Annotated in this window: 25 protein-coding genes; 24 read left to right on the top strand and 1 reads right to left on the bottom strand. The window is 59.5% G+C overall.

The window, feature by feature from the left end:
* Window positions 1–107 precede the first annotated feature (107 nt).
* The 4 genes from rpsL to tuf all read left to right on the top strand — a co-directional run bounded on the left by rpsL (window position 108) and on the right by tuf (window position 4,885).
* A complete protein-coding gene (rpsL, locus tag IM764_RS04390) occupies window positions 108–479 on the top strand; it encodes a 30S ribosomal protein S12 (RefSeq protein ID WP_099297990.1) in 372 nt (123 codons plus the stop codon).
* 3 nt (window positions 480–482) lie between these two features.
* Window positions 483–953: a 30S ribosomal protein S7 gene (rpsG, locus tag IM764_RS04385; RefSeq protein ID WP_099297989.1), complete on the top strand. Its 471-nt coding sequence runs from the start codon at window positions 483–485 to the stop codon at window positions 951–953.
* 244 nt (window positions 954–1,197) lie between these two features.
* Entirely contained in the window at window positions 1,198–3,315 is a 2,118-nt protein-coding gene (gene fusA / locus IM764_RS04380) for an elongation factor G (RefSeq protein WP_099297988.1), read from the top strand.
* Window positions 3,316–3,694: 379 nt separating this feature from the next.
* On the top strand, window positions 3,695–4,885 hold the full coding sequence (tuf, locus tag IM764_RS04375; protein ID WP_099297987.1) for an elongation factor Tu: 1,191 nt from the start codon (window positions 3,695–3,697) through the stop codon (window positions 4,883–4,885).
* 142 nt (window positions 4,886–5,027) lie between these two features.
* Here the strand turns inward: tuf and IM764_RS04370 are convergent, their stop codons facing one another.
* The gene (locus tag IM764_RS04370) at window positions 5,028–5,405 is read right to left on the bottom strand and encodes a hypothetical protein (RefSeq protein WP_194187047.1); all 378 of its coding nucleotides are present in this window, start codon (window positions 5,403–5,405) and stop codon (window positions 5,028–5,030) included.
* A 664-nt stretch (window positions 5,406–6,069) separates the two neighbouring features.
* Here IM764_RS04370 and rpsJ point away from each other — a divergent pair.
* From rpsJ to IM764_RS04275, 20 genes are all read left to right on the top strand, one after another.
* Window positions 6,070–6,375 carry a 30S ribosomal protein S10 gene (gene rpsJ, locus IM764_RS04365; protein WP_099297985.1) on the top strand — a complete coding sequence of 102 codons (306 nt, stop codon included), beginning with the start codon at window positions 6,070–6,072 and terminating at the stop codon, window positions 6,373–6,375.
* A 57-nt stretch (window positions 6,376–6,432) separates the two neighbouring features.
* Window positions 6,433–7,089: a 50S ribosomal protein L3 gene (gene rplC / locus IM764_RS04360; RefSeq protein ID WP_099297984.1), complete on the top strand. Its 657-nt coding sequence runs from the start codon at window positions 6,433–6,435 to the stop codon at window positions 7,087–7,089.
* Window positions 7,086–7,748, top strand: a complete 663-nt coding sequence (gene rplD, locus IM764_RS04355; protein WP_194187046.1) for a 50S ribosomal protein L4 — start codon at window positions 7,086–7,088, stop codon at window positions 7,746–7,748. The genes rplC and rplD overlap by 4 nt, the downstream gene beginning before the upstream one ends.
* The gene (gene rplW / locus IM764_RS04350; RefSeq protein ID WP_099297982.1) at window positions 7,748–8,050 is read left to right on the top strand and encodes a 50S ribosomal protein L23; all 303 of its coding nucleotides are present in this window, start codon (window positions 7,748–7,750) and stop codon (window positions 8,048–8,050) included. Before rplD ends, rplW begins: the two co-directional genes overlap by 1 nt.
* A gap of 38 nt (window positions 8,051–8,088) precedes the next feature.
* A complete protein-coding gene (gene rplB, locus IM764_RS04345) occupies window positions 8,089–8,931 on the top strand; it encodes a 50S ribosomal protein L2 (protein ID WP_099297981.1) in 843 nt (280 codons plus the stop codon).
* Between the two features lie 16 nt (window positions 8,932–8,947).
* A complete protein-coding gene (gene rpsS / locus IM764_RS04340) occupies window positions 8,948–9,226 on the top strand; it encodes a 30S ribosomal protein S19 (RefSeq protein WP_099297980.1) in 279 nt (92 codons plus the stop codon).
* A gap of 2 nt (window positions 9,227–9,228) precedes the next feature.
* Entirely contained in the window at window positions 9,229–9,591 is a 363-nt protein-coding gene (gene rplV, locus IM764_RS04335) for a 50S ribosomal protein L22 (RefSeq protein WP_099297979.1), read from the top strand.
* Window positions 9,591–10,337, top strand: a complete 747-nt coding sequence (gene rpsC / locus IM764_RS04330) for a 30S ribosomal protein S3 (RefSeq protein ID WP_099297978.1) — start codon at window positions 9,591–9,593, stop codon at window positions 10,335–10,337. Before rplV ends, rpsC begins: the two co-directional genes overlap by 1 nt.
* A 5-nt stretch (window positions 10,338–10,342) precedes the next feature.
* Window positions 10,343–10,759, top strand: a complete 417-nt coding sequence (rplP, locus tag IM764_RS04325) for a 50S ribosomal protein L16 (RefSeq protein WP_099297977.1) — start codon at window positions 10,343–10,345, stop codon at window positions 10,757–10,759.
* Window positions 10,759–10,992, top strand: coding sequence for a 50S ribosomal protein L29 (gene rpmC, locus IM764_RS04320; RefSeq protein ID WP_099297976.1), 234 nt, complete (start codon window positions 10,759–10,761; stop codon window positions 10,990–10,992). Before rplP ends, rpmC begins: the two co-directional genes overlap by 1 nt.
* Window positions 10,989–11,267, top strand: a complete 279-nt coding sequence (gene rpsQ / locus IM764_RS04315; RefSeq protein WP_099297975.1) for a 30S ribosomal protein S17 — start codon at window positions 10,989–10,991, stop codon at window positions 11,265–11,267. Before rpmC ends, rpsQ begins: the two co-directional genes overlap by 4 nt.
* Before the next feature lie 135 nt (window positions 11,268–11,402).
* Window positions 11,403–11,528, top strand: coding sequence for a hypothetical protein (locus IM764_RS10450; RefSeq protein WP_255510447.1), 126 nt, complete (start codon window positions 11,403–11,405; stop codon window positions 11,526–11,528).
* A gap of 482 nt (window positions 11,529–12,010) precedes the next feature.
* Window positions 12,011–12,967: an ABC transporter substrate-binding protein gene (locus IM764_RS04310; RefSeq protein ID WP_194187045.1), complete on the top strand. Its 957-nt coding sequence runs from the start codon at window positions 12,011–12,013 to the stop codon at window positions 12,965–12,967.
* Between the two features lie 102 nt (window positions 12,968–13,069).
* On the top strand, window positions 13,070–14,131 hold the full coding sequence (locus IM764_RS04305) for an iron ABC transporter permease (RefSeq protein ID WP_228073357.1): 1,062 nt from the start codon (window positions 13,070–13,072) through the stop codon (window positions 14,129–14,131).
* On the top strand, window positions 14,128–15,234 hold the full coding sequence (locus IM764_RS04300; RefSeq protein ID WP_194187044.1) for an iron chelate uptake ABC transporter family permease subunit: 1,107 nt from the start codon (window positions 14,128–14,130) through the stop codon (window positions 15,232–15,234). The genes IM764_RS04305 and IM764_RS04300 overlap by 4 nt, the downstream gene beginning before the upstream one ends.
* Before the next feature lie 2 nt (window positions 15,235–15,236).
* Complete coding sequence (locus tag IM764_RS04295) at window positions 15,237–16,028, top strand: ABC transporter ATP-binding protein (RefSeq protein WP_194187043.1); 792 nt, start codon at window positions 15,237–15,239, stop codon at window positions 16,026–16,028.
* Window positions 16,029–16,174: 146 nt separating this feature from the next.
* A complete protein-coding gene (locus IM764_RS04290) occupies window positions 16,175–16,402 on the top strand; it encodes an MbtH family protein (protein ID WP_194187179.1) in 228 nt (75 codons plus the stop codon).
* A complete protein-coding gene (locus tag IM764_RS04285) occupies window positions 16,403–18,220 on the top strand; it encodes an ABC transporter ATP-binding protein (RefSeq protein ID WP_370551543.1) in 1,818 nt (605 codons plus the stop codon).
* On the top strand, window positions 18,213–19,901 hold the full coding sequence (locus IM764_RS04280; protein ID WP_370551542.1) for an ABC transporter transmembrane domain-containing protein: 1,689 nt from the start codon (window positions 18,213–18,215) through the stop codon (window positions 19,899–19,901). Before IM764_RS04285 ends, IM764_RS04280 begins: the two co-directional genes overlap by 8 nt.
* 100 nt (window positions 19,902–20,001) lie before the next feature.
* Complete coding sequence (locus tag IM764_RS04275) at window positions 20,002–21,420, top strand: SidA/IucD/PvdA family monooxygenase (protein WP_194187041.1); 1,419 nt, start codon at window positions 20,002–20,004, stop codon at window positions 21,418–21,420.
* Window positions 21,421–21,455 lie beyond the last annotated feature (35 nt).

Here is a 21,455-nt window from a genome sequence, read left to right as displayed (position 1 = left end):
TAGCCCGTATTTCCCCCACTCATGTGGACAAAGACCGTTGATACCGTCCGCTGCACAGGAAAGTGCAGAGCCGGATATTGAAGATCAGACCTAAAGAAAGTCGGTTCATGCCAACTATTCAGCAGCTGGTCCGTAAGGGCCGCCACGATAAGACCACGAAGGTAGCTACCGCCGCGCTGAAGGGCTCCCCTCAGCGTCGTGGCGTGTGCACCCGCGTGTACACCACCACTCCTAAGAAGCCTAACTCTGCACTGCGTAAGGTCGCCCGTGTGCGCCTGACCTCCGGCATTGAGGTTTCCGCGTACATCCCAGGTGAGGGCCACAACCTGCAGGAGCACTCCATGGTGCTCGTGCGCGGCGGTCGTGTGAAGGACCTCCCAGGTGTTCGCTACAAGATCGTCCGTGGCTCCCTCGATACGCAGGGTGTTAAGGATCGTAAGCAGGCTCGTTCCCGCTACGGCGCCAAGAAGGAGAAGTAGAACATGCCACGTAAAGGTCCAGCACCAGCACGTCCACTCCCAAAGGATCCAGTATACGGCGACGTAATCGTCTCCCAGTTGGTCAACAAAGTCTTGCTCGACGGTAAGAAGTCCACCGCCGAGCGCATCGTCTACGGTGCACTCGAGCAGTGCCGCGACAAGACCGGAACCGACCCAGTACTGACCCTCAAGAAGGCTCTCGACAACGTCAAGCCAGCCCTCGAGGTGCGCTCCCGCCGTGTCGGTGGCGCTACCTACCAGGTGCCTGTTGAGGTTCGCCCAGGTCGCTCCACCACCCTGGCTTTGCGCTGGTTGGTGACTTTCACCCGTCAGCGTCGTGAGAACACCATGACTGAGCGTCTCGCTAACGAGATCCTGGATGCTTCCAACGGTCTCGGCGCTTCCGTGAAGCGTCGTGAGGATACTCACAAGATGGCAGAGGCCAACCGCGCCTTCGCCCACTACCGCTGGTAGTCACACTTTTAAAGCCCCTCCGCATCATGCGGCTGGGGCTTTAGCCCGGTAAAGACCCGATCACTTTTACCGGTGCAGCGGGCTAGTGAGACGTCTGCGTCGAAAGATGCAGCGCAAACTGGCACAATAGATCGAGTAACTATACAGCCCGCGACTCGCGAAGCCTCGAGGTTCCCCACAACTATGCGTGATGATTCTCAAGGCACCGGGTCGCTCTCAACCAAGATAAGAGCGGGGTTACCCAGTGGCACTTGAAGCGTTGACTGACCTGAAGAAGGTCCGCAACATCGGCATCATGGCGCACATCGATGCCGGTAAGACCACCACCACCGAGCGCATTCTCTACTACACCGGCATTAACCGTAAGGTCGGTGAGACTCACGATGGTGCGTCCACGATGGACTGGATGGAGCAGGAGAAGGAGCGAGGTATCACCATTACCTCCGCTGCGACCACCTGTTTCTGGAAAGGCAACCAGATCAACATCATCGACACGCCTGGTCACGTGGACTTCACCGTTGAGGTGGAGCGTTCCCTTCGTGTCCTCGATGGCGCTGTCGCCGTGTTCGACGCCAAGGAAGGCGTGGAGCCACAGTCCGAGCAGGTTTGGCGTCAGGCTGACAAGTACGACGTGCCTCGTATCTGCTTCGTGAACAAGATGGACAAGCTCGGTGCGGACTTCTACTTCACCGTGGACACCATCGTCGATCGTTTGGGTGCCAAGCCATTGGTGATGGAGCTGCCAATCGGCGCAGAGGATGACTTCGATGGCGTGGTTGACCTTCTGCAGATGAAGGCTTTGACCTGGCGCGGCGTCACCGAGATCGGTACCGAGGCCACCATCGAAGAGATCCCTGAGGATCTCAAGGAAAAGGCTGAAGAGTACCGCGAGAAGCTCATCGAGACCGTTGCTGAGTCCGATGAAGAGCTCATGGACCGCTACTTCGCTGGTGAGGAAATCACCGAGGACGAGCTCAAGGCTCAGATCCGCAAGCTCACCGTGAACTCCGAGATCTACCCGGTTTACTGTGGCTCTGCCTACAAGAACAAGGGTGTGCAGCCAATGCTGGACGCCGTTATCGAATTCCTGCCTAACCCAATGGACGTCGGTTCCATCAAGGGCCTGGACGTTAATGACCCAGAGAAGGCGCTGACCCGTCAGCCTTCCGCTGACGAGCCATTCTCCGCTCTGGCCTTCAAGGTTGCGACCCACCCATTCTTCGGTCGTTTGATCTACATCCGCGTGTACTCCGGCTCCGTGGAGTCCGGCGCGCAGGTGTACAACACCGTGAAGGGCAAGAAGGAGCGCATCGGCAAGATGTTCCAGATGCACTCCAACAAGGAGCAGCCAGTGGAGAAGGCTTCCGCTGGTCACATCTACGCGTTCATCGGACTGAAGGACACCACTACCGGTGACACCCTGTGCGACATGAACAACCAGATCGTGCTCGAGTCCATGGACTTCCCGGATCCAGTGATCAAGGTGTCCATCGAGCCCAAGACTAAGTCTGACCAGGAGAAGCTGGGTACGGCTATTCAGAAGCTCACGGAAGAGGACCCAACCTTCACCGTGGAGCTGGACGAAGAGACTGGCCAGACCGTTATCGGCGGCATGGGCGAGCTGCACTTGGACGTGTTCGTGGACCGCATGAAGCGCGAGTTCAAGGTGGAAGCAAATGTTGGTGAGCCACAGGTGGCTTACCGCGAGACCATCCGCAAGCCAGTGGAGAAGCTCGAGTACACCCACAAGAAGCAGACCGGTGGTTCCGGTCAGTTCGCACGCGTCATCGTCGGCATCGAGCCTTACAACCCAGAAGAGGGCTCCGAGGAGAACTACCTGTTCGAGAATGCCGTCACCGGTGGACGTATTCCTAAGGAGTACATCCCATCCGTGGACGCAGGTATCCAGGATGCCATGCAGTACGGTTACCTCGCCGGCTACCCGCTGGTGAACATCAAGGCCACCCTGCTTGACGGTGCCTACCACGATGTGGACTCCTCCGAAATGGCCTTCAAGCTCGCTGGTTCCCAGGTGCTGAAGGAAGCTGTTGCGAAGGCAAAGCCAGTTCTGCTGGAGCCACTCATGGCAGTTGAGGTCATCACCCCTGAGGACTACATGGGCGACGTGATCGGCGACCTGAACTCCCGTCGTGGACAGATCTCCTCCATGGATGATCGTTCCGGCGCAAAAGTTGTCACCGCGAAGGTGCCACTGTCCCAGATGTTCGGCTACATCGGTGACCTACGTTCCCGCACCGCGGGCCGCGCAAACTTCACCATGATCTTCGATTCCTACGCTGAGGTTCCATCCAACGTGGCTCAGGAAATCATCGAAGAGCGCACCGGTGGTTCCAACTCCTAGTAGTTGGTAGCCCAACACCACCAAAGGGATCTGGCGCGCACGTGGCCAGATCCCTGACCCTTGGGTAGGGGTCAGCACTCCGTATAATCCGAAAACTTCCCTAAATTCCCCTCTGGGGAACACTAGGTTTTTCAACATCGGGTCATATCGCGTACTATGCGGTGTGCTGGCCGTTGCCCCATTAACGGACACAGCATTTGTCCTCAACAAATCTGCTGAACGGGCAGCGAGGGCACTATGCACGTTAGTGACAATGGCAAGATAGACGCCGACTGCTCCAGAACTTGCACCACCAGGTGGCAGGCGGAGGACGTCGGAAACGAAGATAAGTATGTGGCTGCGAGAGTCGTAGCCACCGAGAAGTCCAGGAGGACACACAGTGGCGAAGGCTAAGTTCGAGCGTACGAAGCCGCACGTTAACATCGGCACCATCGGTCACGTCGACCACGGCAAGACCACCACCACCGCTGCAATCACCAAGGTGCTGGCAGATGCGTACCCGGAGATCAACAAGTCCTTCGCTTTCGACGCCATCGATAAGGCGCCGGAGGAGAAGGAGCGTGGCATCACGATCAACATCTCCCACGTGGAGTACGAGACTGAGAAGCGCCACTACGCACACGTGGATGCTCCAGGTCACGCCGACTACATCAAGAACATGATCACCGGTGCTGCCCAGATGGACGGCGCTATCCTGGTTGTGGCTGCTACCGACGGCCCAATGCCACAGACCCGCGAGCACGTTCTGCTGGCTCGCCAGGTTGGTGTTCCTTACATCCTCGTTGCACTGAACAAGTGCGACATGGTTGATGACGAGGAGCTCCTCGAGCTCGTCGAGATGGAAGTTCGTGAGCTGCTGGGCGAGCAGGAGTTCGACGAAGAGGCTCCAGTTGTTCACATCTCCGCACTGAAGGCTCTTGAGGGCGACGCAGAGTGGACTGAGAAGATCATCGAGCTCATGCAGGCTTGCGATGATTCCATCCCAGACCCAGAGCGCGAGACCGACAAGCCATTCCTGATGCCAGTTGAGGACATCTTCACCATCACCGGCCGCGGTACCGTGGTTACCGGTCGTGTGGAGCGCGGCATCCTGAACCTCAACGACGAGGTCGAGATCCTGGGTATTCGTGAGAAGTCCCAGAAGACCACCGTTACCTCCATCGAGATGTTCAACAAGCTGCTGGACACCGCAGAGGCAGGCGACAACGCCGCACTGCTGCTGCGTGGCCTGAAGCGCGAAGATGTTGAGCGTGGACAGATTGTTGCTAAGCCAGGCGCTTACACCCCTCACACCGAGTTCGAGGGCTCTGTCTACATCCTGTCCAAGGACGAGGGTGGCCGCCACACCCCATTCTTCGACAACTACCGTCCTCAGTTCTACTTCCGCACCACCGACGTTACCGGTGTTGTGAAGCTGCCAGAGGGCACCGACATGGTTATGCCTGGTGACAACGTTGATATGTCCGTCACCCTGATCCAGCCTGTCGCAATGGACGAGGGCCTGCGCTTCGCTATCCGCGAGGGTGGCCGCACCGTTGGCGCTGGTCGCGTTACCAAGATCACCAAGTAGTATCGCTGGGTTCCACTGTGTGGAACCAGCCCACTTGGGCATCTAAAAACTCCCGCGAGGTATTTCCTTACCTCGCGGGAGTTTTTCGTCTCTTGGGGGGGGACAGCAGCTCGTAGCCTAAGGATCCTGGGAGAGGGCCAAGCTATCGCCGGCGCTTATCGAACTCCTCTCCGATCCTTTTGCGAACGGTTCCGACGGTACGGCCCAGGCGTCGAGAAAAATCACCGTTACCCGGACGGCCGTCATCAAAACGACGACGCATTTGATCCGCACCGTCGCGGACACGCCCTGCCCAACGATCCGCCTGATCAAATGCTTGCATGGCAACGTCCTCGGGAATAAACGAAGGAAGGTTGTCGCGGATTTCCTTACGGAGACGGAGCTTGCGGTCCCATTGCTCATCCAACTGTTGCAAGGCATGAATCAGCGCTTGATCAGAGCCACCACGATCCGGGTGGTGCTCCCGGATAATGCGACGACGCTCGGCAACGTATTCGGGGTCATTACGGGGTACATTCACGCTCTCTACACTAATGGTCGAAGAATGTACCGGGTAGCTGCGCCGAGATTGCAAAAACTTTTTTGATCTTGTCCAACATCTATGGTTAACTATCAAACGTTGCTTTAACACGGTGCATGAGAACCACACGGTTCAGGTAAGCCCACAAGGAACTGCCTGGCGAGAAGTTTCAAGAAGGCACCGATGGTGAAGTGAGCATGATCCATCGTCAGTAAAGACCGTCATCTACCAGAGATGATGGAAGCTTTGCTGTGCGGTAAACGCTGTCAACGTGGACGACACGCCCGACAGCGGGTGCCGGAGTGGGGCATGGTAAATGAACAGCGGCAGTAAGCGAAGGCTTGCGGACATCCACGCCACGAATCATCGTGGGGGTGCTCGTCCCTTCCAAGCGTGAAATTGAATATGTGGCATGTGTTGGCGGCAATGGCCGTCGCAGATAGCTCAAAAACAATTTCTCGTGGATTTACACCTTGCGCGTTAAGGGCAATCCCGTTCATTTGCGGTGCAACCACAATAACGGCACGTGAAGGTAGTAAATACACAAGCGAAACTGGCGACTGGACCAGGCCACACGGCCGGACAGCGTTGAGACAAGATAAGAGGCATGAAGCGAAGCAGGGTAGTAACCCTGCAGGCGTGAATGCTGAGGAAGAGGACAAGCGTGGCGGGACAAAAGATCCGCATCAGGCTCAAGGCCTATGATCACGAGGCCATCGACGCTTCTGCCAAGAAGATTGTCGAGCGGGTAACCAGCACTGGCGCTCGTGTAGTAGGACCTGTGCCATTGCCAACCGAGAAGAACGTGTACTGCGTCATCCGTTCGCCGCATAAGTACAAGGATTCTCGCGAGCACTTCGAGATGCGCACCCACAAGCGTCTGATCGACATTCTCGACCCAACCCCGAAGACCGTTGACGCTCTCATGCGCATCGATCTTCCGGCCAGCGTCGACGTCAACATTCAGTAATCCGGGACCATCTAGTTCCTCGAGAGATAACTGAACTTTAGGCAGCGGAGAAAATTAATGAGTGAAATCGAGATCAAGGGCATCCTGGGCAAGAAGCTCGGCATGACTCAGATCTTCGACGAGGAAAACCGGGTTGTTCCGGTAACCGTCGTTGAAGCTGGGCCGTGCGTCGTTACCCAGGTTCGCACCAAGGAAACCGACGGCTACGAAGCCGTCCAGATCGCCTTCGGCGAAATCGACCCACGCAAGGCCAACAAGCCTGAAGCAGGTCACTTCAAGAAGGCTGGCGTGACCCCACGTCGCCACGTCGCTGAGATCCGCGTCGAAGACGCATCCAGCTACGAAGTCGGCCAGGACATCACCGTTGAACTGTTCAACGACGTGAAGTTCGTCGACGTCACCGGCACCTCCAAGGGTAAGGGCTACGCCGGCGGCATGAAGCGCCATGGCTTCAAGGGCCAGGGCGCTGCACACGGTAACCAGGCGGCACACCGCCGCGTTGGTTCCATCGGTCAGGCCGCGACCCCAGGTCGCGTCTTCAAGGGCAAGCGTATGGCTGGCCGCATGGGTAACGATCGCGTGACCATGCAGAACTTGAAGGTCGCCAAGGTCGATACCGAGTCCAACCTGCTGCTCATCAAGGGCGCAGTACCGGGTATCAACGGCGGATTCGTCGTTGTGAAGACCGCAGTGAAGGGCGGTGCACACGCATGAGCAATCTAAAGCTTGATGTACACACCGCTGAGGGTAAGACCAACGGCACTGTTGAGCTGCCTGCCTCCATCTTCGATGCTGAGGCTAGCGTCGCTCTGATGCACCAGGTTGTTACCGCTCAGCTGGCAGCTAAGCGTCAAGGCACTCACGCCACCAAGACCCGCGGCGCTGTTCGCGGTGGTGGACGTAAGCCTTTCCGCCAGAAGGGCACCGGTCGTGCTCGTCAGGGTTCCATCCGCGCTCCACACTTCACCGGTGGTGGCACGGTTCACGGACCTCAGCCTCGCGACTACTCCCAGCGCACCCCAAAGAAGATGAAGGCTGCCGCACTGCGCGGTGCCCTCACCGACCGCGTGCGTCACGATCGCATCCACGTTGTGGAAGAGCTGGTTCCTGGTCAGACTCCGTCTACCAAGTCCGCTCTGAACTTCCTGCAGCGCCTGTCTGGTCGTAAGTCCGTACTCCTCGTACTGACCCGCGAAGACGTCACCGCTCAGAAGTCTGCACGTAACTTGCCAGGCGTTCACATCCTGATCAACGATCAGCTGAACACCTACGACGTTCTGAACTCCGATGACGTGGTGTTCTCCGTCGAGGCCCTGAACGCATTCATCGATGCTGCTACGCCAGCTCAGACGACGAAGGAGGAGGCTAAGTAATGAGCACTATTGCCGATCCTCGCGATATCATCATCGCTCCAGTCGTATCTGAGAAGTCCTACGCACTGATGGAGCAGAACGTCTACACGTTCCTGGTGAATCCAGATTCCAACAAGACCCAAATCAAGATTGCCGTCGAGCAGATCTTCGGCGTGAAGGTGTCTAGCGTCAATACCGCTAACCGTGAGGGCAAGCGCAAGCGCACCCGCACCGGTTACGGCCAGCGTAAGGCCACCAAGCGCGCCATGGTGACCCTGGTCGCCGGCAGCGATCCGATCGACATCTTCGGTGGTCAGGCTTAAGGCCTGAAGGACCCGAAAGGTAAAGAGGAAGCAAAAGTATGGCTATTCGCAAGTACAAGCCGACTACGCCGGGTCGCCGCCAGAGCTCCGTCTCCCAGTTCGAGGAAATCACTCGTTCCACTCCGGAGAAGAGCCTGCTGCGCCCGCTGTCGAAGACCGGCGGCCGTAACGTTCACGGCCACATCACCACTCGTCACAAGGGTGGCGGCCACAAGCGCCGCTACCGCGTTATCGACTTCCGTCGTAACGATAAGGACGGCGTGCTGGCAAAGGTTGCTCACATCGAGTACGACCCGAACCGCACCGCCAACATTGCCCTGCTGCACTACCGGGACGGCGAGAAGCGATACATCATCGCTCCACGCAACCTGAAGCAGGGTGCGCTGCTGGAGTCCGGCCCAACCGCCGACATCAAGGTTGGCAACAACCTGCCACTGCGCAACATCCCAACCGGTACCACCATCCACGCTGTTGAGTTGAAGCCAGGTGGCGGAGCCAAGATGGCCCGTTCCGCTGGTTCTTCCATCCAGCTGCTGGGTAAGGAAGGCAAGTACGCAATCCTGCGTATGCCATCTTCCGAAATCCGTCGCGTCGACATCCGTTGCCGCGCAACCGTTGGTGAGGTCGGCAACGCTGACCAGATCAACATCCGCTGGGGTAAGGCCGGCCGTATGCGGTGGAAGGGCGTTCGCCCAACCGTCCGTGGTGTGGTTATGAACCCTGTGGATCACCCACACGGTGGTGGTGAAGGTAAGACTTCCGGTGGTCGTCACCCAGTGAGCCCATGGGGCCAGCCTGAGGGACGTACCCGCAAGCCGAACCGTCCGAGCGATAAGTTGATCGTTCGCCGTCGTCGTTCCAACAAGAACAAGAAGCGCTAAGAGGAGGTAGTAGAGAATGCCACGCAGCCTGAAGAAGGGCCCATTCGTCGACGAACACCTCCTAGCGAAGGTGGACGTTCAGAACGAAAAGGGCGGCAAGCAGGTCATCAAGACCTGGTCGCGTCGTTCCACCATCTTGCCCGATTTCATTGGTCACACCTTTGCAGTCCACGATGGTCGCAAGCACGTGCCAGTGTTCGTCGATGACTCGATGGTTGGACACAAGCTGGGCGAGTTCGCCCCGACGAAGACCTTTAAGGGTCACGTCAAGGACGACAAGAAGGGTCGTCGATAGTTATGACTGAGACCGTGAATTCCGCACGCGCAACCGCGCGATTCGTGCGCGTTACTCCAATGAAGGCACGCCGTGTGATCGACACGATCCGTGGCAAGTCCGTGGAGGACGCCCTGGCTTTGCTGAAGTTCGCCCCACAGGCAGCTTCCGAGCCAGTTGCAAAGGTTGTCGCGTCCGCGGCAGCTAACGCAGAGAACAACTTTGGCTTGGATCCACGCTCCCTGGTCATCTCCGAGGCATTCGCCGACGAGGGACCAACCATGCGTCGATTCCGTCCACGCGCCCAGGGTCGTGCATTCCACGTCCGCAAGCGCACAAGCCACATCACTGTGGTTGTCGAGAGTCAGAAGGGAAGTGCTCAGTAGTGGGCCAGAAGATCCAACCGCACGGCCTCCGGCTGGGTATCACTTCCGAGTGGCGCTCTCGCTGGTACGCCGACAAGCAGTACGCTGATTACCTCGCAGAAGACATCAAGATCCGCGAGTTCCTGTCCAAGGGCCTCGATCGTGCCGGCATCGCCGACGTTGTTATCGAGCGCACCCACGACCGTGTCCGCGTGGACATTCACACCGCCCGTCCGGGCATCGTGATTGGTCGTCGTGGTTCCGAGGCTGACCGCATTCGCGGCCAGCTGGAGAAGCTCACGGGCAAGCAGGTTCAGCTCAACATCCTCGAAGTCAAGAACATCGATGCCAACGCACAGCTGGTGGCACAGTCCATCGCTGAGCAGTTGACCAACCGTGTGGCATTCCGTCGCGCAATGCGCAAGGCAATCCAGGGCGCTATGCGCCAGCCACAGGTCAAGGGCATCAAGGTCGTTTGCTCCGGTCGCCTGGGCGGCGCGGAAATGGGACGCACCGAGCGCTACCACGAGGGTCGCGTTCCACTGCACACCCTCCGCGCTGAGATCGACTACGGAACCTACGAGGCTCACACCACTTTCGGACGCATCGGCGTCAAGGTGTGGATCTACAAGGGTGACGTGGTTGGCGGCCGTCGCGAGAGCCTGATGAACGCTCGTGAAGAGCGACCATCCCGTGGCGCTCGCCGTGAGCGTCCACGTCGCGGTGGCGCACGTCGTCAGCGCGCAGAGCAGAAGCAGGAGGGCTAAGAAACATGCTTATCCCGAAGCGCGTTAAGTACCGCCGTCAGCACCGCCCACACCGTACCGGTGTATCCAAGGGTGGTAACCGGATCACGTTCGGTGACTACGGACTCCAGGCTCTGGAGCCTACCTACATCACCAACCGTCAGATCGAATCCTCCCGTATCGCCATCAACCGCCACCTCAAGCGCGGCGGCAAGGTGTGGATCAACATTTTCCCTGACCGTCCGTTGACCCAGAAGCCGCTCGGCGTGCGTATGGGTTCCGGTAAGGGTCCAGTGGAAAAGTGGGTGGCTAACATCAAGCCAGGTCGCATCCTGTTCGAGGTTTCTTACCCGAACGAGGAAATGGCTCTGGAAGCCCTGCGTCGTGCAGGTAACAAGCTCCCATGCAAGGTTCGCATCGTTAAGAAGGAGGATCAGTTCTAATGGCTACCGGAACCCCGGCCCACGAGCTCCGTGAGCTCAACAACGAAGAGCTGACCACCCGTCTGACCGAGGCGAAGGAAGAGCTGTTTAACCTTCGTTTTCAGATGGCTACCGGCCAGCTGTCCAACAACCGTCGTCTGGGCGTCGTCAAGCGCGACATCGCCCGCATCTACACCGTCCTGCGCGAGCGTGAGCTCGGTCTGTCTACCAACCCTGGTGGTGACGCCGCATGAGTGAGGCAAACGTGACTAACACTGAAAAGGGCGCACGTAAGGTTCGCTCCGGAATTGTCGTGTCCGACAAGATGAGCAAGACCATCGTTGTCGAGCTCGAAGACCGCAAGCAGCACGCACTGTACGGCAAGATCATGCGCCGTAACTCTCGCGTGAAGGCTCACGATGAGGAAGGCCTCGCCGGTGTCGGCGACCGCGTCCGCATCGAGGAGACCCGCCCGCTGTCCAAGGACAAGCACTTCCGTCTGCTGGACATCGTGGAGAAGGCTCGCTAACCCGTTCCTTCACACGCACTTCAAGCCCCTGCCTCCAGCAATGGTGTCGGGGGCTTTTTGCGTGCCATGTTGATTGCCCTCGTTGCCGGCCCACGCAGTATGTCCTAGCCAGCAGCAGGTCTACACTCACCGTTCATGGGTCTCATTGGCGTGTTTTTCGCGGCCATTGGCTTCGGAATTGCCACCATCGCGCAGGCGATCGGAGTGCAGCCCGAATTTGCTGTCGATCAGAAGGTAGTGCGCAAAGCGCTGTCCGGGTGAGCTTTCGGTCTTTGATTGACGTTCGACGGCACGGGGGTACATCCGCCTCCTTCGTCGCATTGCGGGAGCTGCCGTCGTTTCTCGTGGAGTCGGCGATGGCCTCTTCGGTCGCCGTGACTGCCGTGCTTGCGTTGCCTCTGGGCGCTCCTCGGAAGCTCTGGCTCTTGCTGCCGGGTTGGGATTTGCTCTAGTGGGGCTAGCATCGCGACTTTTGAAAATTCCGGCTTTTCACGTGTGACAGGCGGTGGTGGATTCGATGGCGTGGGCGTTCGTCGCCGGGGGGATGGTCGGCGTGGCCGGATGCGCGATGGCCGTGGATCGCGGGATGTATGACATTGTCTGCCCGCGCCGAAGTGACGGCATGGCAGGAAAATGTCCGCAGTTCTCAGGGATTTGTATAGTTAGGCTAGCCTCGCTATTATTAGGGCAACCTTAATTAATTAGTGACTTAGTCACCTCCACACACACTCCAAAGGAGTCGGATGTCCTCCCGGATTTTTTCTCGCCGTGCAGCACTGAAAGTTGCGGCAGTTGTCACAGCATCATCCCTCGTACTGACGGGTTGCTCCCGCGGTGACAACGAAGATTCAGCCAACACCGGTGAGAACACCGATGCTCGCATTGCATCCGTGGGTCTCGGTGACGCTGATACCTTGCTCGCTTTGGGAATCACCCCTTCCCTCGTTGCGCCGTGGGGCACCGAGGGAACCGTGCCAGAAAACGGCGTGGGCCCATGGTCTCAGGATTTGATCGGTGACGCTAAGCCCGATGTGGTTTACAACACTTCGTCCGGTTTTACCGCTGACATTCTGGAGCAGATCAGCGCATCTGACCCCACCCAGATCATCGCCGTCAACCAGGCTGTCGATACCCAGGCGAAGAAAGCCTTGGAGAATATTGCCCCCACCACTGTAAAGCCAGAAGGAGCCGAGGACTGGCAGATTCCTTGGCGTGATCAGGTAGCTACCATCGCCAAGGCCGTTGACAAGGAAGATAAGGGCCAGCAACTAATCGAGGAAACTGAAGAGTCTTTCGAGAAGTTCATTGATTCGCACCCAGAGCTAAAGGGCAAGCGTGCCGCCATTGTCATGCCTTACGACGGCAAGATCGGCCTCTACACCTCCGGCGACGGACGCGGCCAGTTCATCGAGAGTCTCGGCTTCGAGATCCCGCAGTCCCTGGAAGGCGAAGGCGGTGAGTTCTACCGCGACATCGCTCCAGAGAACTACAGCGACCTCAACGATGTGGACTACCTGTTCGTTCTGGATTACCAGGGCGCTGCAGTCACTCTGAAGAAAGACCCAACCTTCAGCAACTTGGACATCGTTCGCCAGGACAAGGTCGTGTGGCTGAACGAGGAAGTCGGTAACGCCATGAGCATGCCGAACCCTGTCACCATCCCTTGGGCCGCCAACAAGTTCGGCGAAGCCCTCAAGTAGGCATCTGTCACCCCGTCGCTCGGGGTGACATGTAGTGCATCTCATAGAGTTACTGTGACCGCAGATCTAGGAATTCAAAGCAGGCCGGCTGTCAGCGAAAGTCTGTCTCGTCGCCAGCCGGTGGCATTCATCGCCGTGGCGACTTTCCTGTTGGTGGGGTTGGCCATCGCCTCCATATTCCTTGGATCCCGGTCGCTTTCTGTTTCCGACGTCATATCCATCCTTGCACTCGGTCCCAATGCAGACCGCGTTGTGCTGCCTGAAGGACTGAGTTCCGATGATTATGGAATTGTCTGGAACCTGCGCCTGCCGCGCACGCTGCTGGCGATGGGCGTTGGGGCCTCGATCTCCATCGCTGGCGCGATCGCCCAGGTGTGGACGCGCAATCCACTCGCTGACCCGGGCTTGATCGGCATCAATGCCGGCGCCGGGTTCGCCGTGGCATTGGCCCTGACCGCGGGGTGGGCGCCCACCATTGGTCAGCGCGCGCTGTTCGGCTTGGTCGGAGCGGCGTGCTCGATGGCGGTGGTGCTGCTGGTCTCGCGGGTGTCCCGAGATCCGCTCACGCTGGTGCTCGTCGGCGTCGGAGTGACGTTTGGTCTCCAGGCGGCGGCTAACCTGATGAGCCTGTATTCCTCGGACACGCTGGAAGGATTGCGTCGCTGGTCGGTGGGATCCACTGCAGGACGGGGCCTCGATGACGCCACCATCGCTGCAACCGGCCTGGTGCTCGGAACGCTGGTCGCCCTCTTCGTAGCTAAGCCGCTGGACTTGCTCGCCATGGGTGAGGAAGCAGCTTCGGCGCTGGGCGTGTCTCCGCAGAACGTGCGGTGGGCAGCAGGCCTGGCGATCGTCGTACTGGCTGGTTCAGCCACGGCAACGGTCGGCCTAGTCACGTTTCTCGGCTTCGCGGCCCCGCACGTGATCCGTCGGTTCACCGGACCCGCTCTCACTAGACTTCTTATCCCGACTGCCTTGACGGGTGCTGCCGCGCTGCTCGCAGCGGATATCGGTGGCCGTTTCATCATGCAGCCCAACGAAGTGGAGATGTCCATCCTCGTGGCCATCGTGGGTGCGCCAATCATGATCGCCACGGTGCGTGAGCGCTTGCCCCGCATGAGATGGCGTCGAAATAAGAAGAACTACGAGGCGGTCACACGATGAGTCAGACTGCCCACAATAAAACTTATAACGATGCGCATAAGGAAACCCACGACACGAACCCATTGCGCGAGCTCGCGGCACACAAGCGCGCTCGTAAGCAGCGTTCCGCAGCCAGCGTCGTCTTTTTCCTGCTGATCACTGCGTTCTGCTACTGCGTGATGCTGGGGCAAGGTTCTTTGCAGCTGAGCCCTCTCGAGGTCGTCGAGGTGCTGTTCGGCGGAGGAACCCGACAGGCCATCAGTGTGGTGTGGGACCTTCGATTGCCGGTGGCGATTGCCACGGTCATCGTCGGGGCTGTGCTGGGCATGGCCGGCTCCTGGACGCAAACAATGGCGCGAAACCCACTGGCCAGCCCGGACTTCTTGGGTGTTTCGGGCGGTGCCACGGTGATGGTTGTCGCTGGCACCGTCTTGACCCGCCCAGTGTGGAGCGAGGCTGTTCCGACCTACTGGTGGCGCGCACTGCTGGCCCTGGTGGGCGCGACCATCATCGTGATCGTGCTGCTGATTCTGGGAGGATTGGGATCCTCGCAGCAGGTCATCATCGTCGGCCTGGCGCTGTCCTTCCTCACCCAGGCGTTGGTTTACTTCTTCATGCAGAATGCCCAGCTGGCACGCGCCGCGGAGGCGCAAACCTGGATGGCGGGATCGACCGGCTTCGTCCGCACGGAGGCGCTGCTGCCCATGGTGTTGGGCCTGTTGCCGTTTGTTCTGCTGGGCCTGACGGTGGCGCGTCAGATCCCGTTGCTGGCGCACGACGACGCCACCATCGCCACCCTCGGAGTGGAAGTCCAGCGGGTGCGGACCACCATCCTCATCTCTGCGACGGGTCTGGTGGCCGTGGTGGTCTCCTTCGTCGGACCCATTGGATTCATCGCATTGGTGGCACCGCAGGTGGCAAAACTGGTGGCCAAGTCTCCCGTCCCGCCGGCTATCGGCGCGTCCGCAGCAGGAGCTGCCATTCTCATGGGATGCTCCGTCATTGCGGGTTGGCTGCCGTTTGCTGCACCGGTGGGGCTGGTTACGGCCGTCATCGGTGGTCCCGCGCTGGTCTGGCTGGTGTGGAGTTATTCACGTGCACAGGGTGTAGGGAGAGGACAATAATCATGAAGATCTCAGCGGATAATGTGAGCGTCGCCTACGGCGAAGGCCCCATGATCGTTCACGACATGAGCTTGAATGCCCAGCCTGGCGAGGTCACCACGTTCCTCGGCCCCAACGGGTGCGGCAAGTCGACCTTCCTCAAGGCGCTATCCCGCCTGCTGACCCCCACCAAGGGAAGCGTGGAAATCGACGGACAGCCGCTGCATCAGCTCAGCGCACGCGAGGCAGCCACTCGAGTGGCGCTGCTGCCGCAGCACCCCGTGTGTCCTGAGGGACTCACCGTCGGCGAGCTGGTGGAGAGGGGTCGGCACCCACACCGGAAGTATTGGTGGTCGGCGGGCTCGGCGTCGGATAATGAGACCATCGGTAAGGCTCTCGAGCGCACCGATACCGCACACCTGGCCAGACGAAAGGTCGCGGAACTGTCCGGTGGACAGCGCCAGCGCGTGTGGATGGCCATGGTGCTCGCACAGAACACCCCGGTGGTGCTGCTCGACGAACCCACGACGTTCCTCGACCCGGCTCACGCCATCGAGATTCTCGAACTCGCGCGCGGTCTGGCGGCTGATGGCAAGACTGTCATCACTGTGTTGCACGATCTCATGCTGGCTGGGCAGTACTCGGATCGGCTCGTGGTGATGAAGGGCGGGCGGCAGATTGTGACGGGCTCGCCTACGGAGGCACTGACCTCGTCGGTGCTGCAGGAGGCCTATGGTCTCAACGCCGAGGTATGGGAAGATCCGCGGGGCAATTCTCCCGTGATCGTTCCCCGCGGCACGCTGTCGCAGTCCTAGGGCCTTGGGGTGAGTGCAGCCTTGGGCGGTAGACCTCCAAGTTAGGTTATGCTAAGTTTAGCCTTGTTTGCTGCACTTGTGCCCATGCTTCGCTCAAGTCAGTACGGAAATTCAGTACTTCTGCATCATGAGACAAGGAGCGCGTGTTGTCTAGCAACCCGTTTGATGACGAACAGGGCAGCTTCTTCGCCCTTATCAACGACGAGGGACAGTACTCGTTGTGGCCTACGTTCGCCGCTGTGCCAGACGGATGGACTGTGGCACTGGGAGATCCTTCCCGTGGCTTAGACGGTGGGGTATCGCGGGACGAGGCGATGGAGTTCATCGACCTCGAGTGGACCACCTTGCAACCGGCAGGAAGGTCTCACGCTTAAGTGAGTGCCGTTCTTCCCACTGCTTCGCCTGGTGAGTCGGCTGCGGAGATTGGCCGCCTGCTCCGTCGCACGGCAACTCCAGCAATTAGTGCGGTGCTGTTCACTTTCGTCGGTGCCTTGCTCTCTCTGGTACCCATTTATCTGCTGGCCAGCGTCATCGATGCGGTAGCCGCTGGTGACGGCAGGTCTGGCGTGCTGAAGGTGATTGTCTGGGCTGCCGCGGCGTGTGTTGGTACTGCCGTTGTCGCTGGCCTTGCCGAGGCTCTGACGGGTGTGACGATTGCGCAGGTAGTTGCGAAGTTGCGTGAGCGCGCCGTCGCTGCGGTGCTGAATCTGCCTCCCACCACGGTGGAGTCCCTGGGCCGGGGAGAGGTGCTGGGCCGAGTTGGTGCGGATGTCGCCGCGCTGGTGAGCAGTGCCCGCAAGTCGGTTCCATCGACCCTCAGCGCGCTGGTGATGGTCGTGGTGGCCAGCGCTGGAATCGCGGGGTTGGATTGGCGCCTCGCGTTGGCGGGGCTGTGCGGGATTCCGTTCTATGCGCTGGGGTTGCGGTGGTATCTTCCTCGTTCTGCCCCTTTGTATCGACGCCAACGCGAATTAGAAGCCGGTGTCATCGGTTCCTTGCAAGGTTCTATGGAGGGCATTCGTTCGGTTCGTTCGCATCGGCTGGTGGATAGTCGCCAGGGCCTTACCAGGCGCTACGCGCAGGCTTCGCGGGACGAATCGATCGCTGCGTTTCGTGTGTTTTCTGGGCTGGTGGCGCGGGAGAACTTCGCGGAGTTCATGGGGTTGTCAGCCCTGTCTGTCGTTGGCTGGTTGCTCTTCCGCGAGGATGCGGTGACGGTGGGCGAGATCTCGGCAGCGTTGATTCTGTTCCACCGTCAGTTCGTGCCGATCGGCACGATTCTGTTCATCTTTGATGAACTGCAGCGCAGCGGGGCGGCCTTGGGGCGCATCGTGGGACTCATTCGCTCCGCGGGTGCGGATACGCCACAGCCGATTGATGACTACTCCTCGCATCGGCCGAGTCCAGCTGTAGAGGTCAAGGGCCTGAATTATCGGTACGAGGATGGCCCAGAGATCTTGCATGACGCGGCGTTCCACATCCCTGCGGGGTGCACGGTATGCGTGGTCGGCGGATCGGGAGCTGGCAAGTCCACGGTTGCGGGAATTGTCTCTGGAACCCTCGAGATGGCAGAGCCGGGTGTGATCACCGTTGGGGGGCGCGACGTAGTGGAGATGAGTGCGCAAGAAAGAAGCTCGATCTTTTGCGTTGCCTCCCAGGAAAACTACGTCTTCGCGATGAGTTTGCGCGATAACCTCCTGCTGGCAGCCGAAGGAGCCAGCGATGCAGAAATATGGGATGCGCTGCGCCGAACCGGTGCGGAAGATTGGTGCAAATCCTTGTCCCATGGCGACAAGCAGGGCTTAGACACAATGCTGGGCGAAGGAGGCCTGCACGTTGATGCGGTGGCGGCACAGCGTCTGGCGCTGGCCAGGGTGGCATTGTCACGGGCTGGCGTCGTCATTCTTGACGAATCAACGGCCGAAGATGACGGTGACCTCGAGGAAACACAGCAACCACACGAGGCCTTTTCGATGTCCTTGGAGGATGCGGCCCGCGCGGCGATCCGCGGACGGACGGCGATGGTGATTGCGCACCGGCTCAGTCAAGCAACCTCCGCCGATAGCGTGGTGGTGATGGAGCGCGGGCGCGTGGTGGAAACAGGTACGCACGAGGAGATGGCAGCAAACGGCGGAACGTACGCCGACATGTGGTCCGCCTGGAATGAGCAGGGGAGGCAGGCGCGTGTCTGACAACAAGGTGGTGACGCTGCGCGGGCTGGTCAGAAAAAATTCTCGCGCGATGGCCCTGAGTGGCTTGTTGCTGAGCATCTACCACGTGGCAGAAGCCATGATTGCGGTGTTGCTGGGATGGTTGGCGCACAGTCTTATCGCCAGCGACAACGTGTGGCATCTGGTGGGCGGAATCGCAGCCTTAGGCGCCACGCTGGCTACGGTGTCAGTGAGCTGGCAGACCGGATTCCGGATGCTGCAGGCTACGTCGGCTCGGAACGTATGTGAACTGCGGGCAGGTATCACCTCGCAGGTGGTGAGCCATGGTGGGCATCCCGACGATTCAAACAGTCTGCCTCGCCAGGAATTGCCCACGGTGGTGGGCGAAGACGTGGTGCAGGCGGTGGACATCATCGAAGTGGTCCCGGTGGGGGTCAGCGCGCTGGTGGGAGCTATTTTCTGCACGATTGTTCTGGCGCTGATTGATTTGCCACTGGGAGTGGTGGTGTTGGTGCTCAGCGCAGTGGTGCTGATGGTTTTGCACCGGCTGTCTCAGATCATTGAACAGCGCGCGGAGAAGCAACAAACTCTGCTCGCGCGAGTGACCGCGAGCATGACGGATATTCTTCAGGGGCTGCCGGTGATCTCCGGAGTGGCTGGTGCGCATCCGGCCTACCGCGGATATGCGCGCAAATCGGAACAGGCGTGTGTGGACGCTCGGAAGCTCGCGTGGGTCAGCGGAGGTTATGAAGCCGTGGCGATGGGCAGCAATGTGCTGTTACTGAGCGCGGTGGGACTGTACGCGGGCTATCGGACCATGTCTAGCGACGTGACTCTGGGGGAGTTGGTCACCGTGGTGGCTCTGTCGCAATTCATCGCGGAGCCGATGCGGCAGTGCAGTAGAATGCCGCGCTTTATAGGACTGGCGAGGGCTTCCGTCCGCAGGTTGCAGCGCGTGGCGGAAGCCCAGCCGCTCCGGAAGGGGCAGGGTGTGCCGCTTGCTCAGGTAGGGAAACCGGCGATTGTTGTGCGCGGTGGGGACGGTGAGGTCGAGGGATCAGAGCAGGCTTGCGTGGCGTTCGCCGAGGGACGGCTGACGGTGGTGCACTGTTCAGCCGCATGGGCGGATGCTCTGGTGGACGCGTTGGTCGCGGGGGAGTCGATGGAGCTTGGTCCCCTAACCGATTCGCAGCCTCAATCTCTCCGAATCCGTGGGCGCGATATTCGCGAGATCTCGGTGGACGAGGTGCGTTCCGCCGTGCTTGCCGAACCTCGAAAGCCGGCATTGTTCGGGGATACCGTGGGGCAGGCTATGCTGCGGAGCTCCGGAGAAGGCCGGGTGGAAGATGCGATAGGCATTCTCAATGCTTTGGGGCTCGATGAACTTGCGCCGGGGGCTGCTCATTCTGCCGGGGTAGTGGATCACGAGCTTACCGAAGGTGCGCGCAATCTTTCCGGTGGTCAGCGGCAACGACTGGGACTAGCGCGAGCGCTACTGGCAGAGCCGGAGATGTTGGTGATGGTTGATCCGGTCTCGTCAGTGGATTCAATGACGGGCATGAAAGTGGCGCGTGCGGTGCGAGACATTCGTCGCGGGCGTACCACGGTGGTCCTGTGTGTGGGAAGAGCCTTCCAGTCAGTGGCCGAGGAAGTAGTTGTTGTGAAAACTCTAGCTGGAAGTTTGCGGACGAGGGGTGAGTAATTCCCGACTGGGGGTTGTCGAGCAATGAAAGATAGGTTAGCCTACCCTTTGCATTGCCTATCCTAAGAAGTTGGTTGGCGCATCCTACAGAGAGGCCATAGTGACCATCATCGATCGTCAAGCTCAGACATCCGCAGAGCGCAGTATCCACGAAAATTCCGTCCGCGACATCGTCGGGATCGGCATCGGCCCCGGAAACCTCGGGCTCGCGGTAGCTATCGAGGAGCAAGCCCCAGAACTCGATGCACTCTTTGTGGAAGCCCGCCCGGAATTCAACTGGCATCCAGGCATGCTCCTCGATGGATCCAACATGCAGATCAGCTTCCTTAAAGACTTGGTCACGGTGCGCAATCCGCAGAGCCGCTTCAGCTTCATCAACTACTTGCATCACAGTGACCGCTTGATTGATTTCATTAACCGCCAAACCTTCACCCCGGAACGCGTGGAATTTGCCGATTACCTCCGTTGGATCGCGGATCACATCACCGTGGACACGCAGTACAACACCACCGTGACGTCCATCGAGACGCTCCCGGAACCGGCCACAGACGGAGCTCGTTTTGTGGTGCACGTCCGCAGGAAGTTAGGAAGCGGTGAGTCCGAAGGGCAGCGAGCTCAGCAGTCGGAGTCCATTCGCTGCCGCAACGTGGTGGTTGCCCGCGGTCTGGAAGCCAAGATGCCTGCGTGGGCCGAGGACAGCTCCTTGGACACCTCGCGCATCTTCCACAACATCGATTTGCTCCCGAGCACCAAGAAGCTGCTGAACAGTGGGTGGAATATCCGCCGAGCTTTGGTGATCGGCGCGGGCCAGTCCGCAGCCGAGGCCATCCGGTACTTCCACGATTGCCCGCATATCGATACCGTCACGGGCAGCTTGAACAGCTACGGCTTCATCCCCGCCGACGACAGCCCCTTCGCCAATAGAGTGTTCGACCCGGAGGCCGTTGATGACTTCTTCCACGCGCCCGATGCGATCCGCGACGAGCTGTTGATCCGCCACCGCTACACCAATTACGCCTGCGTGGAATCTGAGCTTCTCGATGAGCTCCACGACCGCCAGTATCGGGAAAGCGTCACCGGGCGTCAGCGGCTCGATATTCGCCGGACCACGGAGGTGCTCGGTGCGCGTAATTGTTCCGACGGCAGCGTTGACGTGGACATTCGCCACCGAGTAACCGGAGACGTGGTGACAGAAAACTTTGACGTGGTGGTGTGCGCCACGGGCTTCCGGTCTCGCGGTCTTGTGGGGATTCACGCTGATAGTCACGGCAGTGAAGAATTCACCGTCACTAGGGATTATGGCGCCGTGCTCAATGGCGAGCGCGTGCCAGGACTCTTCGTGCAGGGAGCAACTGAGGCCACGCATGGACTCGGTTCCACGTTGCTCTCCAACATCGCGACCCGCTCCGGGGAACTGGTGGAGGCCATCACGGGTCAGCAACGCACGCATCGTGCGCCGGCGGATAAAGATCTCCGCTCCGAGCATCATCAGGATTCTTCGCACCTGATCGCAGGCTGATTTTTCCCGAACCGTGCTCCGCTTGAGATTGGCTG

Origin of the sequence: Corynebacterium sp. ED61 (assembly GCF_015233855.1) — a bacterium.
Classification (GTDB): domain Bacteria; phylum Actinomycetota; class Actinomycetes; order Mycobacteriales; family Mycobacteriaceae; genus Corynebacterium; species Corynebacterium dentalis.
The sequence above is the reverse complement of the archived record's forward strand: the minus strand, read 5'-3'. Positions and strand labels throughout refer to the sequence as shown.